Source organism: Thalassoroseus sp., assembly GCF_984380535.1.
This window is the reverse complement of the sequence record NZ_CFHRBF010000007.1, coordinates 153221-168138: the sequence shown is the minus strand read 5'-3', so window position 1 is coordinate 168138 and position 14918 is coordinate 153221. Positions and strand designations below refer to the sequence as shown.

Sequence of the window (14918 nt, the reverse complement as noted above, 5' to 3'; positions counted from 1 at the left end):
TCCGATGAACAACAAGCAAACGCAGGAGAAGTTGAAGCAATATGATTGCGGCGACTTTCCATTAACCGACCACATGGCCAATGACAACTACGATCGCCATTTGCTGTTCGATCATGTCGTCAACTCCAATGAGGCCACACACCGTGAGCGATTCGAAGCGGTCGCTAGTTCCATTCGCGACCTACTTACGCAGCGTTGGCTATTGACTCAGGAAACGTATCGCAAAGAAAACCCGAAGCATATCTATTATTTGTCGATGGAGTTTCTCATCGGCCGCACGTTGACAAATAATATTATGAACCTCGGGATTGAAGACCTTGTGCAGAGTGACTTGCAGTCCGATTCACGTCTCGATTGGAAGGAAGTGATCGAATCAGAACCTGACGCAGGACTTGGAAATGGCGGTTTAGGGCGACTTGCGGCTTGCTTCATCGAGTCTCTGGCAACCTTGCAGTTTCCTGCGATCGGGTACGGACTTCGATATGAATATGGAATCTTTCGACAAACCATCGAGAAGGGTTTCCAGATCGAGCAACCCGACCATTGGCTGGCTCGTCCCGACCCTTGGGAAGTGATGCGTCCTCAAGAAGCTGTAACCGTGCCAATCGAATGTGAATTCCGACTCGAGAAAGGTGAACTGCGAGCGGTTGCCGGTCATTCCTCACGCCTGCTCGGGGTTCCCTACGATCGTCCTGTCGTGGGATATGGTGGACGCAACATCAACACGCTGAGGCTCTGGGGCGCATCGTCTCCCGACCATTTCGACTTTGGTGAATTCAGCACGGGTGATTTTGTTGGAGCAGTCGTAGATCGAATTGTGGCAGAATCTGTCACACGGGTCCTGTATCCCGACGATTCCACGACTGCCGGTCAAGCTCTAAGGTTCGTGCAAGAGTACTTCTTAGTTTGCTGTTCGCTCGGCGATATTGTGGCTAGGTTCTTACGCACGAACCAAGACATCAAAGCCCTACCGGACAAAGTCGCCATCCAACTCAACGACACTCACCCCGCGATGGCTGTTGCCGAACTAATGCGACTGCTACTCGACGAACACAATCTCGATTGGGATGACGCGTGGAGAACGACTCGCAACACGCTTGCCTATACGAATCACACGTTACTCCCAGAGGCATTAGAGAAATGGCCCATCCGCTTTTTCGAGCTTGCATGTCCTCGACTACTAGAGATCATTTTTGAAATCAATCGACGATTCCTGCGTGAGGTTGAAAGTCAGTATCCCGACGACCCGAATCGACTAGCACGCATGAGCTTGATCGAAGAGGGGCACCCTCGGCTGGTCCGCATGGCGAATTTGGCAATCGTTGGTAGCCATTGCATCAATGGTGTGGCGCAGATTCACTCCGATCTTTTGCGAACCCGTGTGGTTTCAGATTTCGGCGAAATGTTCCAAGAGCGGTTCGACAACAAAACCAATGGAGTCACTCCGCGACGATGGTTGTTACTGGCTAACCCGGAACTTGCTAAATTGATCACAGCTCAAGTCGGCGATGGCTGGGTCACTGACCTGGATCAACTACAAGGCTTGTTACCACTCGCTGATGACGCAAGTTTTCAGAACGAGTTTCTCAAGGCGAAACAGTCCGCGAAAAAACGTTTTGCAACATGGCTAAAGTACAAGACGGGTCACAGTGTGGACCCGGAGACGATCTTTGATAGCCAAATCAAACGGATCCATGAGTACAAACGACAGCTATTGAATGCTTTGCATATCATCGTTCTGTATAACCGAATCAGAAAAGACCCGAGCATTGAGATTCCACGACGCACGTTCTTCTTTGCAGGCAAGGCGGCTCCGGCATACCAATTGGCGAAACTGATCATCAAGCTGATCAACAATATTGCATCCGTGGTTGATGCCGACCCACAGGTGCGTGAGAAACTCAAAGTCCTGTTCATACCGAACTACAATGTTTCTCTGGCGGAGAAACTCATTCCTGCGAGTGACGTCTCAGAACAAATCTCGACGGCCGGATACGAAGCCAGCGGGACGGGCAACATGAAGTTCATGATGAACGGTGCATTGACAATCGGCACACGAGACGGCGCGACAATTGAGATGGCGGAGGAAGCCGGCGAAGAAAACTTCTTCTTGTTTGGACTTAACGCCGAACAGGTCGTCAAAAGCCGTGAATGGTACAACCCGCAATGGCACTATGAGAACGAACCGGAAACTCAAGAGGTCTTAGATTTGATCATCAACAATCACTTTAGCCGCGACGAACCTGGAGTATTCGCCCCCCTGCTTACAACGCTACTCAATGGGGATTACTTCATGCATCTTGCCGACCTAACATCTTATGCCGAAGCCGAACAACAAGTTGGCAAATCCTATTTAAACCAATCGGAATGGTGCCGAAAAGCGATTACCAATATCGCATGTGCCGGCAAGTTCTCTAGCGACCGCACGATCTCGGAGTACGCCAGTCAGATCTGGAATGCCAAGCCGTGCCCGATTCCTTAACGAGTCGAAACCGAACAGGGGCCGCGGTCGTTTTTTTTCGGTCGTCTTTCGATTGGCAATTGCCAAGACTGGAGAACTCGGTTATGTTCGCCGTCTAGAAACCCGTTGGGCGTTCGATCGAACCAATCGAACAGGAAGCCGGTGAGAATCCGGCGCGGGACCGCCGCTGTGTGCAAGAAGGCGGCCGAACACAATGCCACTGCAAGCTGGGCTTGCGGGAAGGCGTTCGGCAGCCGTTCGACTTGCGAGTCAGAATACGGCCCAACAGGTTTGCCGGGAGATGCTTCGGCTTCAAGCGTCCTTGGAAGGCATTGTTGAGTGCGCACGGTGTCTGCGCGAGTGCCTTTCCGCAGCCGAAGTTTCTTGGCGCTGAAAGGACCGAACAATGTCTCGCTTCACTACGGAGTGGTGGACGCTGCATAGCGATTTATGCCAGCCCCCACATACCCGCCAGCCTTGCAACCGGTTGAGGAACATATGTCCCGGCCGTGCTTCAGCGGGCCCGTGTCAAACGCTCGCGAATTGGCGAGACGCTAGCCTTTCCCGAAGGATTCCCCGGTGTGGATTTACGCTGATCGAATTGTTAGTCGTCATTGCGATTATTGCGATTCTAATCGCGTTGTTGTTACCCGCCGTCCAACAAGCTCGTGAATCCGCGCGACGACTGCAATGCAAGAATAACCTGAAACAAATTGGCATTGCGCTGCACAACTACCATTCGAGTTATCGCAGCTTTCCGCGGGGTGGGTATGGTGGAACGCTGACGTCGGCGAACGCTTCCGATCCGACACTCAAAGCCTCTGCACTCTCACTGAGTTGGGGAGCAGCGATTCTCCCAGGTCTCGAGCAAAGCAATCTCTACGATCAAATCAACCAAAGCGAATGGTATGTCCATACCGACAACGTCCCTGTCGGCCAGACAGTGCTCACGACTTACATTTGCCCCTCGATGCCATCCGGAGTGATGCTTAAGCCGAACGGCGATCAACCTAGCTCTAGTGATCTGTTCGCCAGGACGGATTACGGAGGCAATTACGGGGAACGCGGATTACGTTGTTACCCGGCGACGAATTGCCAAAACAACTATGGCAGCGGGACCGGCTCAGTGTCTTACCGGGGCATGTTTCCGTTGCTGTCCGCCCCGAGCGTCGGCATCAAAGATGTTACCGATGGGACAACCAACACCATTTTTGTCGGTGAAGCTCCCGAGGGAATTCACTCGATTTGGATTGGTCACAAGAATGTGTTCGACCAAAGTGCCCCGCTCAATGGACGTTATGCGTCTGCAGGTGATACCAGTTGGCAAGCCTGCGTGACCTTCGGAGGCACCGCGAATCCACCTGGTAAACTCGGCTGCGATTTTGGCCAAGAGTTTCATAGTTATCACAGTGGTGGCTCGCAGTTTCTACTCGTCGATGGATCGGCCCGTTTTATCAACGAATCCATTGATGTTATCACCTTAGCCGCACTGCTTTCGCGACAAGGCGGCGAAGTCGTCGACGACTTCTAAACCACCTTCTGTTCTCCGTATCTGCAGCGACTTCGAAAGACCCGCGCGTTGCCTCCGTTCGCACTAGGAACGACGCGCAACGAAGTTGCGCGACCTTCACTGATTCTTTCTTTACGCAGGATTGTGTTCATGCAACTGACTCATTGGCTTCTAAGTTGGGTTCCCGTTCCTAAGACTAATCGTGTTCCGCGTCGGCGATTTCAGCCCCAAGTTTTTGAGGTGGCGTGCGTTGAAATGCTCGAAGAACGAACACTGCTAACTGCAGTCGTGGATTTCGATGATGTTCCACTGGATGCAGAATCACACTTCAATGGCCCTGATCCGAATGGCACCGTCGAAGCCGGGCCTTTCGGTGATGTGCAAGTCGGTAGTATCGAAAGCGGCGGAGTTGAGTTTTCCAATACCTACGATTTGACCTTCGGTAGTTGGAGCGGGTTCGCCGTCTCGAACGAGACCGACAACAGCACCCCCGGTTTCTCGAATCAACATAGTGCTTTCGCAGGATCAGGAGCAGGCAGCGGAGACGACAACTACGGGCTGGCTTTTGGTTCCAATGGAAGTCTGGATCCGAACGACGAAGAACAGCTTCGCGGTTTGCCGACGATCACTCTGCCAGATGGCTATCGGATTGAAACGGCATTGATCTCCAACACAACCTATGCAGCCCTTTCCATGCGTGACGGCGACTTGTTCGCCAAACAATTCGGCGGTTCCACCGGCGATGATCCCGATTTCTTCAAGTTGAGTGTGTATGGAATCGGTGAAGACGGAGAAGCCCTGGGGGTCGAAGTCGATTTCTACCTCGCCGACTATCGCTTCAACGATAACTCGCAGGACTACATTCTCGACACTTGGGAATTGCTCGATCTATCAACACTGGCGGACGCTCGAAGTTTGCACTTCAACCTAAGTTCATCCGACGTGGGCGACTTCGGAATGAATACACCCGCATACTTTGCGATCGATAGTCTCTTCTTCCAAACGCCCCCATCATCGAATCCCATTCTTGATGCTGGTGAAGATGCCGACGATGGCGCTCCCGATACATTCGTGGTAGACGTTGACGGCCCCGATCTGATCGTGACCGCCAACGGCATGGAAGTCTTACGACAACCGTTGGCCGACATCACATCGTTGACTCTCAACGGGTCCAACGATGACGACTCGTTCACGATCGACCAGAACAACGACTTGATCGACATTCCAATCACCATCAACGGCGGTTCGCATATTACCGGCGATACACTCACCATCGACGGGGGCACATTCGACGCACTCACGCTCAACCACGACGATCTTACCAACGGTTCGTTGCAACTCGACTCTGCCATCGTTGCGTTTCATGGCATCGAACCGTTGGAGGTTCTTGGCTCGAATATTGCAAGTCTAGTCGTCAATCTCACTGACTCTGTCGATGTCACTCATTTTAGTATCACGAATACTAGCCTTAACATTGACAACTCTAGTAACTCGCATGGCAACGACACCTTGAACTTAGACGGCGTGACTTCAATCACTATCAATGCCGGTGCAGACGCGGACACAATTACATTCCAAGACATTGCCACTAGTGAATACACCGGAACCTGGAATATTGACGGTGGTACTGGCACCGATCGCTATGAAATTCTCGCGACCGCCACAGTGGAACTATCCACAGATTTCCTGCTTGCGGAAGGAGAGCAGTTGCATGTGGATGGCGAACTTCACTTGCCAGCAATGGGTACATTGACACTCAGTGACTTAAGCATGCTCTCGGGGCGTGGTCGTCTGCGAGGGAATGTGGTCGCAGCTGGCAATGGCAAAGTTTCCCCTGGTGAACAAAGTGGCCAACTGACGATCGATGGGAACTTCAATCTCTCGGGTGGTGATGTGGCCATCGTCCTCGGTGGCACAACAGCAGGAACCGAGTACGATCAAATCGTTGTCACCGCTGCAGCGACGGAAATCAATCTAGACGGAGCAACATTGTCGCGGGGTTTGGAGTTTGCCCCGTTGTCAGGTGATGTCTTCACCATTCTCGATAATCAATCGTCGCAGCCGATCACCGGTACCTTTAACGACCTGCCGGAAGGAACTGAGTTCGAATTGCAGAATCCGGTTCAGCAAATTACTCGGACCGTTCGGATTAGTTACATTGGTGGTGACGGGAACGATGTGACTCTGACCATCCTTGAACCGATGGGACCACCTGCGGAAACCGATGTTGTACTGGCCGGCGGACAATTGACGATCACCGATGTCAACGGCGGCGACTCTGACGACACATTAAGCTTCAGTATCGTCGATGACAATCTCCGTGTGACCGACCCAGCGAACACGCTCCACGGAACAGGAACTGGAGTTGTCAGAATTGACGAGCATACGATGGAGGTTCCGCTGGCGAACATCACGGCCGGCATCGTCATTGACACGCAAGCCGGCACAGATCAAGTCATTTTCGCCACCGCCTTCGATCTCGCCGACAATTCGCTCGCGGTGACGACGGACGAGTTCGTACTTGACGACTCACTAACGACATCAGGCCCAGTCAACTTGCAGGCGAACGTTACAGTGAACCAACCGGTTGCCGTGTCCGCCTCGGCGTTAGTTTTCGGTAACTCGGTGTCAGGCAACGGGCCTACGGCCGTCACATTGATCACGGACGCTTTAGAGATTGGGGGTATCTTCACCAATGTTATCCCGACTGTGCAACCGCTGTCGCCAGGTACGTCTATCGGACTCGGCGGTGCAACCGGTGTGCTCAACCTGACCGACGCAGAAATCGCCCATCTCGGTTCTTTGGGTGTAACAATCGGCGACAACATCAATACCACAACGATCACCCTCGACACCGTCACTGTTGCCGGTGTGAGTGAGGTGACATTGATCGGTGCGGAAATTATTGGTAGCGATGGCGTCGATCTCACGACGAGTGGTGATGTGCAATTGATCGGCAACCTTGTGCCCGATGGTGAATTCAGCGTCGACGCCGCGTCCGTTTCATTTGATGAATCGGCTTCAGGAATCACGGTCGACATTTCCAACACGGGAACTCCTACAGTCGACTATGACCAACTGCAGTTTTTAGGAAACAATCGGCTAGTCAACTGGAATGATGTCTCGCTGACAATTCAGTTTGCCCCTAGCTATATACCAACCGATGGCGATGAATTTACCATCGTTGACTTGGCGGATACAGCGTCGAGTTCGGTCGGTCATCTGAATGGACTTGCAGAGGGCGACTCAATCGTTTTCGACGGTTTCGAAACGCGAATTAGCTACGGCGGCGGCGACGGTAACGATGTCACACTGACGGTGCACATCTTGAATCAACCGCCTATCATCACTGCTCCCATGGTTCAAAATATCGATGAAGACGCGTCGCTAGTTTTCTCGAACTTCAATAATAATCGTATTGCATTGAGTGATCCTGATGCTACTAGCAACGAGGTGGGACTGACGTTGGCCGTAACCAACGGCTCGCTCTCGTGGGGTGAGTTGAGTGGATTGACGATCGAGGTCACTGACACCATCGAGAACTTGAATCGGCAGCTCGACGGTCTGGTCTTTCGCCCGGATGCAGACTACTTCGGCTCAGCGGTTCTGACGATCAGTGTCGATGACCTCGGTCACACGGGTGGTGGCGGATCGCAAACTGCAATGACGACGATTGATCTGATTATCGCCCCGGTCAATGACAGCCCAATCAATACAGTGCCTAGTTCGCAAACGGTGAATTTTCTGAGCGACCTAGTATTCTCGAATGCAACTAGTAACAGCATTTCTGTGTCTGACCCGGACATCGGTACAGGTAATGAACCTGTCGAAGTGACCCTGAGCGTCAACGGCGGCACACTGACACTCAGCACGACCAACGGCCTGACCTTGACCACCGGCGATGGTATTGCCGATAGCACCCTTCGATTTCGTGGGTCCTTAGCCCACGTCAATACTGCATTGGATGGGCTCACCTATCGATCAAACGCCGATTTTTTTGGTGAAGATATCCTAACGTTCACCACAAACGATCTCGCTCATATCGGCAATCAACCACTGACTGACACGGATTCGATTTCAATTGCCGTGGCGGAACCGATCATCGATTCGCCGCTCTCGCAGTTCGAAGAAACGCCGATTTCGACCTCGCTGATCAATGGCGATTTCACGAACATCGTCTCCGGTAACTTTGACGACAATAGTCCGAATTTGGACTTGTTGGATGATCTCTTTCTATGGAATCCCACAACAGGAGCGAACCGTTTGGTACTAGGCGACGGTTCGACACGAGACAACGTCATCGATCCCACGTTCGTGAATGGCAATGACTTCTTCGAGGTAATCGCCGCCAACCTTGACGACAGTGGTCTGGACGACTTGTTGTTCTGGAACCCGACCACCGGTCAGAACCGCCTGGCTCACCTTAAGAACGATGATCAGTTGACCGTCAACATCGAACTAGATGTGATTGATCGCACCTTCGTCAACGGCAATGATTTCACGACGATCGTTGCGGGCGATCTCAATGCAGCGGGCCCGGACGATCTTTTCTTCTGGCACCCAATGACGGGCGCGAACCGTCTGATTCACTTGTCGGCTGCCGCTGCTGGCGTTGACACTGATGTCGTCAGGGTCGAAAACGATGTCATTCCTCGTCAGATCATCAATCGCAATGACTTTCAGCAGATTGGGATTGGCGAATTCGTCGCCGGTGGCGTGGCTGAGTTGATGTTCCTTAGTCTCAAAACCGGAGCGAACCGACTCGTCGAGTTGACGATCATTACCCCAGGCCAAGACACCCGGTTCAAGCAAGTCACTACGAATGCAGTTTCGCCGCCCCTTCTCAACAGCAACATCTACACTCGAACAACTTTCGGCGACTTCGACAACAATGGGTTCAGTGACGTTTTCGTATGGAACCCGGTCACTGGGGAGAATCGCTTGTTGCTGACGGGGGAAACCACAGTGGTTGTCGACCAACCGATTTCGCCAAGCGTGATTAACGGCGACATGTTTAACACAGCCACACCGCGTAGTTCTGTGACCGATCTCGGCTTCGAGACTACAGGACTGTTCTTCTGGGACAGCATCACTGGCCAGAACCGTTTGCTCATGTAGTTCAACGCAAACGTGTTGTCGTCGATCGTGTCCGTGGTGGATGCAGAGCGGCCTTAGTTCTCTGCATCCACGACTCAAGAACAACCCTAATTAGAAACTATTATTCAGTCGCATGGTCTAACAATTGAATCTCTTAGTATGACGGAAAGGAATACGAGATTTCGTTAGAGTTTAACGCCAAACGCGGTTACTAGTTCGGGTTCGTCGTTGGTTCAACTGACAACGGCGTGAACTCGGTAGAAGTTCCTTTCACGTGGTACCCAATGTAACGAATCTCTTCGAGATCGGCGGGGAGTTTCGCAGACAATTTAGAACCGTCGATCGTTGCCTCGACGGTTCTCGCTTGCAGATCGACAGTGACGATGGCTTCGAAGATCTGTTGAGCATCGAATTTCCGAGAAACGCGAGCCAAGGAACCAACCTGCCTCCAATCTCCCAGGAAGATGACATGCTGACCCAATCCGATGGCCGTGCCGACTTTGACGGTCTCTGCATTGGTTGGGTTTGCACCAAACACCCAGGCGGCGTTGCGAGTGATGCCGTCTTTCTGGGTGCTACGATAACGGAACCGGACCGTCATGCGATCGGTTACGGGGGCTTTCAACTTCTGTAAAGCCAGACATTCGCCATCGGAACTCAACTCGATTCCCAGGTCGGATTTCTTCGCGGTCCCGCCTTTGATGACATCGAATGTCCCGGTTTGATCCTCACCGTCAGAAAGGCGTTTTGGTTTTGGTTTACGTTGTTGTTTTGCTTCCTGCTCCCACCAATCCGGTCCTTCCTCAAGAACTTTGCGGTCGTGATCCAGAAGCTTGGCTTTGAGTCTGGCGAACTCCTCGGGGTGCTTGCTGGAAAGTTCCATTGTTTCCTCGGGATCGTTCTGGAGGTTGTATAGTTCGAAATGTGTGAGATCCTCCGAGCCGATAAGCTTCCACTCGCCAATTCGCAACGCCATCCTCTGTCGTGCGGGAGCCAAATGATTTCGCCAGTACAAAGGCTGTGCACGTTCAATCGGTTTCCCTTCAAACAATGGCAACATGCTCGCACCGTCGATGGTCCGGTCACTCGGCATGGGGATGTCGAGGGTCTTGCAAATGGTCGTGAAGAGATCCGAGCCAATCACCGGTTCGTCGCTTTCACTGCCGGCCTTCACCCGACCTGGCCAGCGAATGATCCCCGGTACACGGATGCCGCCTTCGTAGGTGTCACGCTTGCGACCGCGAAGTCCGCCAGTCGATCCGCGGGTTCGTCCTTTGGTACCGGCCCCCTCCGGTCCGTTGTCGCTAGTAAACACCACGCAGGTGTTCTCGCGGAGTCCCATCGCGTCTAAAGTCTGCATGAGTTTCCCGAAGGCCGCATCGAGCTGAGTTACATTGCCATGATGTTGTCGTAGACCTTCGTCATCTAAGTCTGCATACGGCTTCATGAACTGAGGAGCCGTCTCGATTGGCAAATGGGGTTCGTGCGTCCAAACCGTGAGAAAGAATGGTGTGCCTTGGTCTGGCCGAGACTTCAGCCATTCGGCTGCCTCCTCGACAACAATATGTGAACTAGGCCCTTCCATCTGGCCGACCGATTCTCCGTTGCGAACAAAGTTCTTCGGATTGATATGATTGGGGGCGGCGTTGTTCTGGGTGGCCAGCCAATGATCATAACCGTGATCGTCGGGTTGAGGTTGTTTGTCGCTATTGAAGTGGCCGTTGAGATGCCACTTGCCGACATGACAGGTATCGTAGCCCCGCTTCTGGAGTAAAGAAGCGATCGTCACTTCGCTTGCTCGAAGATGGATGTTGCTACCAGACGGAATCCATCGCCAAACGCCATTGCGGTATGGTGTCCGTCCGGTGAGAATGGCCGACCGCGACGGCGAACAAACTGAACACGCCGCATAGCATTGCGTCAAACGTAAACCTTCTTTGGCGAAGGCGTCGAGATGGGGCGTCTGAATCCTGGGATGACCATAGCAACCCAGATCCCCCCACCCAAGATCGTCGGTCAGAAAAATCACAAAGTTTGGTGGCTGATCATCCGTGTTCGCAACGGGACGGGTCTGTTCCGCAGCATTTGGCCTAACCGAAAGGCTAAGAATCAACAAACCGGTAGCGGCTACCGAAATGTGCTTCCGAAAGTTCGACATGCTCGGTTCCTGATCGCAAAGGAATGGCGGGGACGAGGTATAGCCGCCATGTTAATCGGAACGAGACGTTTTCGCACGGTCAAACCGGATGCGATCTTTCATTGGCAACAGAGGTGGTGAATACACATGGAGGGACACCGCATTTTGGCCATCGGTGTTATCGTTAATGAGCTGATGAACGTCTTGGTCACTCTTTAAAAACCACTCGCCCGCTTGGTATCGGTCGCTGGCCGCTATCTTCAAGCGTCCTGACGAATCCTCGCGGTAATCGATGTTGGTTAATGGGCCATCAACGATCTGAACCCAACAGACACAACCGCGATGATCGTGAATGGGGCTGGACTGCCCAGGTTGCCAACCAATGCAACCGATCTCGAAGAACGGTCCCACTGCAATCGGCTGATGCGAGTATTCGTGATCGTCGAATTGCACGAACTGATCGAGATCTTCCCGGCTGATTCGATGTCGAGACGCTAGAACCTTAATCTCTTCGAGAGTGATTGCATGATTCCAAGAACTCAATTCGTCGACTAACTGCGCTATCGCAGGACTGATCGATTCGGTCAAAACAACTGACGTTTCATTCGTCATCACATGGCCGCTATGCATGAGAGCATTAGGTCATCAAACCAGTACACAGACAAGTCACTTCACGAAGAGTTCCAGCAAGACTAACACCCCTACGAGCAGTGGAGCAGCAATTGCAACGAACAAACCTGTCGGAACATGCAAAAGTTCCGGCCATGTTAGCTTGCCACGACGCCCCCAACGGCTGACAGTTCCACTTGAGAACCGTGATGACAAGGCGAACAGATAAGATCCGAACATCATCCCACCGATCCCAACGAGGGCATCCAGATTTCCCTGACCGACTGCGGCTGCATTTGTTCCGGGACAGTATGCTAGCAGAGCAAAACCAACCCCGAACACCAACCCGCCGACGATGTTGGCTCCGTAATTTGTGTCACTGAGCTGCAACTCAACCAGGTCGAGACGTCGCAATAAATAGACACCGAGCATACCGACAACAATCGCGGTCAGCATCACCTTGACGACGACGAAATTCTCTAGCAGTAGCACCCCGATCAGAATATCAAACTTAGCTACACCACCTTTTTGCAACAAGAACCCGAATACAATACCGGCGAGAAGACCAAACACTAGTTTAGTAGGAGAGGTTTCCAACCATCCCCAAGATTCTTGCTCTGACTGTTGATCGGATCGGTCTGACTGTTGAGGGGCCGACTGTGATGTCGCCGGTAAAGGGTTTGGCTGAGTTGTCGATGGACTAGTATTCGGAGTCATTCAGTTTCTCCTTGTCGAGCGCTCTTCGTTCGAGACGCCTAGGCGATTTTATAGTGGTTGACTTACAAACGATACAAAAGCAGAGCCGCGGCAATCCCACCGACAAAGAAACAGATGACGGCAATCCAAGAACCGACCGCCAGTTGCAATGTTCCACTGATTCCGTGCCCGCTCGTGCAACCACCGGCCAATCTGGCACCGTACGCCATAATCGCTCCACCGGCAAAAGCTAGGAGTGTTCTCAACAGCTCACTATCGTCACCGAACCTTGCCACCCAAAGCGGTTGGAGAAACGTTCCTGTTAGTTCATTTCCACTCCACGCCGCCAGAAATGAACCCCCGATGGCTCCTAATACGAAGACTAAAGTCCAGCCAATCATCGGTTTGCTGTCTCGCCAGTAAGGCAGGGAGCGGACATGTCGCGGTGCGATGACACGTCCTAGTAAACCGGCGAGATCAGAATAGGCACTTGACGCACCGACTTTCTTTCCGACCAGTGACAGGGTTACTAGGACCAAGACCCCAATTAACGCTCCCACCAGATAGGGAGACCAAGCAGGTTCCGGATAGGCCGGATAAGGCGATGGCACCTCGTTGGCGGCCTGAACCGCCGGCACCGAGTAAACCGCCAAAAGTGTCATTGTTGCCAATCGAATTCGATTCTTCATGGTCACTGTAATCCCTAATTTAGGAGGCCTTCTCGACATCAAACCCGGCATTTTTCCAGGCTTGGAAACTGCCGGGGACGTTATAGACCTTCTCAAACCCTTCGCGTTTCATAATGCTTGCAGCAATACTCGCTCGGTACCCGCTACCACAGTAAACGGCGACCGGCTTTTGGGGATCAAGATCCAACGAGCTATCGACACCATCACGCATTTCCGCAACGAAACGGTGTTTGGCTCCTTTGATGCGGGAACTCTCGTACTCGCTTGGTGATCGCACATCGAGCAGTTCGAATTGCTGTCGCTGTTCTGCAAGACGTTGCACCGTAAGTTGCGGCAGAGTTGTCAAGGGGAGGCCTTTGTTCTCCCAGGCTTTCATACCTCCGACGAGATAACCGGTGAACTGTGTCAACCCGACAAAGCCAAAATGCCAGACAACCCAATTCAATTGAGTCTCGTCTTCGACAACTAGCAGAATCGGCTTCTCATAAGACAACATGTCTCCCGCCCAGACTGATAACTCCGGACGGTCGCCGATATTGATTGCTCCGGGGATATGTCCTCCACCAAAAGCTAGCATCTGACGGGTATCGACTAACTGCGAATTCTTTGATTGCAACGCTTCCTGAAACTTCTCCGGTGGCAAACCGGGGACGACAGGTGCTCGACCCACGACTTTCGGGCCCTTGGCATTGACCTTTTTGAGTATGGGATAATGTTGCGGGACCGGTGGTGCACCGTCCTGAACGAACTTTTTAAACGTCTCAAAGTCGTCGTGTTGCAGAAATTCGTTTGTCTTTCGTTCGTAGCCGATAGTACTCATTGGACGCTCGCCAATGTCAGCACCGCAAGCCGAACCGGCCCCGTGACAGGGGTACAAGATCACCCCGTCATCCAGCTTCAGATAGTAATCCTGCAAGGTGTGAAAAAGCTGCTTGGTCAGTTCTTCGGTTTCTTCCTCACCCAGCAAGTCGGGACGCCCGGCCGAACCGACGAATAGAGAATCCCCGGTCAACACACCCCAAGGCTGATCGGCCCGCTGCTTCTCGGCGAGTTCGTAAGCCAAATGCTCAGGGGTATGGCCAGGAGTGTGTCGAGCCGTCAATACGACAGACCCGAATTCGAACCGATCCCCGTCACCGATCTTTTGAACCTCAAAGTCGTACTTGGCGTCACCTTCACCGCTTGCAAAAATTGACGCGGAACCGAGTCTCGCAGCGAGTTCTCGCGAGCCGCTCATAAAGTCGGCATGAATGTGCGTCTCAAAAATATGGGTGATTGCGACCCCATATTTGCGGGCGAGCTCTAGGTAGATTTCAATGTCGGGACGTGGATCAACCACTGCTGCAGTGCCAGTGCTGTCGTCGCCGACGAGATAGGATAACTGAGCGATCCCCTGCGTTTGTATCCGCTCGAACACCATTGTCATGGGAAACCTCCCCGTGTTGTACCCAACTGTTTGTTTCGATGATGCGACATGCAACTGCGTGCAAGATTCGTACCATCAGCAGCGGATGAGGCATCTCCCACGGTTGAGACACGGCGAAAGCAGTGTTGACGACGGTTACAGACTGTCTAGTCGTTTGTCAGAAGAAGCCGTGATCAAGCTCGACTGATCGGCGAAACGCCATCATGAGCGATCAACGGCCAGTTATGAGAGAATGCGTGGTTACTTCCAAAGCAGGGACGCGGATTCTCCATCGATCCACCCGCAACTGCTGG

8 protein-coding genes and 1 riboswitch are annotated in these 14918 nt (G+C 52.6%); of the genes, 3 read left to right on the top strand and 5 right to left on the bottom strand.

Translation table 11 applies throughout. The features are described 5' to 3' along the window. Positions 1-4: 4 nt before the first annotated feature. The 3 genes from AC5DDB_RS11250 (at position 5) to AC5DDB_RS11240 (ending at position 9089) form a co-directional block, all read left to right on the top strand. Positions 5-2482, top strand: a complete 2478-nt coding sequence (locus AC5DDB_RS11250) for a glycogen/starch/alpha-glucan phosphorylase (protein WP_491739822.1) — start codon at positions 5-7, stop codon at positions 2480-2482. A gap of 90 nt (positions 2483-2572) precedes the next feature. Continuing rightward, a riboswitch (cobalamin riboswitch) is annotated at positions 2573-2761 on the top strand. A gap of 106 nt (positions 2762-2867) precedes the next feature. Further along, entirely contained in the window at positions 2868-3992 is a 1125-nt protein-coding gene (locus AC5DDB_RS11245) for a DUF1559 domain-containing protein (protein WP_491739821.1), read from the top strand. Positions 3993-4121: 129 nt separating this feature from the next. Beyond that, a complete protein-coding gene (locus AC5DDB_RS11240; protein WP_491739820.1) occupies positions 4122-9089 on the top strand; it encodes a DUF4465 domain-containing protein in 4968 nt (1655 codons plus the stop codon). Between the two features lie 190 nt (positions 9090-9279). Here AC5DDB_RS11240 and AC5DDB_RS11235 read toward each other — a convergent pair whose 3' ends face one another. The 5 genes from AC5DDB_RS11235 to AC5DDB_RS11215 form a co-directional block, all read right to left on the bottom strand. Next, positions 9280-11226 carry a sulfatase-like hydrolase/transferase gene (locus AC5DDB_RS11235; RefSeq protein ID WP_491739819.1) on the bottom strand — a complete coding sequence of 649 codons (1947 nt, stop codon included), beginning with the start codon at positions 11224-11226 and terminating at the stop codon, positions 9280-9282. 51 nt (positions 11227-11277) lie between these two features. Further along, the gene (locus AC5DDB_RS11230; RefSeq protein ID WP_491739818.1) at positions 11278-11817 is read right to left on the bottom strand and encodes a cysteine dioxygenase; all 540 of its coding nucleotides are present in this window, start codon (positions 11815-11817) and stop codon (positions 11278-11280) included. Positions 11818-11871: 54 nt separating this feature from the next. Continuing rightward, on the bottom strand, positions 11872-12531 hold the full coding sequence (locus tag AC5DDB_RS11225) for a YeeE/YedE thiosulfate transporter family protein (protein ID WP_491739817.1): 660 nt from the start codon (positions 12529-12531) through the stop codon (positions 11872-11874). A 62-nt stretch (positions 12532-12593) separates the two neighbouring features. Continuing rightward, positions 12594-13199: a YeeE/YedE thiosulfate transporter family protein gene (locus AC5DDB_RS11220; RefSeq protein WP_491739816.1), complete on the bottom strand. Its 606-nt coding sequence runs from the start codon at positions 13197-13199 to the stop codon at positions 12594-12596. A 19-nt stretch (positions 13200-13218) separates the two neighbouring features. Next, complete coding sequence (locus AC5DDB_RS11215) at positions 13219-14625, bottom strand: MBL fold metallo-hydrolase (protein ID WP_491739815.1); 1407 nt, start codon at positions 14623-14625, stop codon at positions 13219-13221. Positions 14626-14918 lie beyond the last annotated feature (293 nt).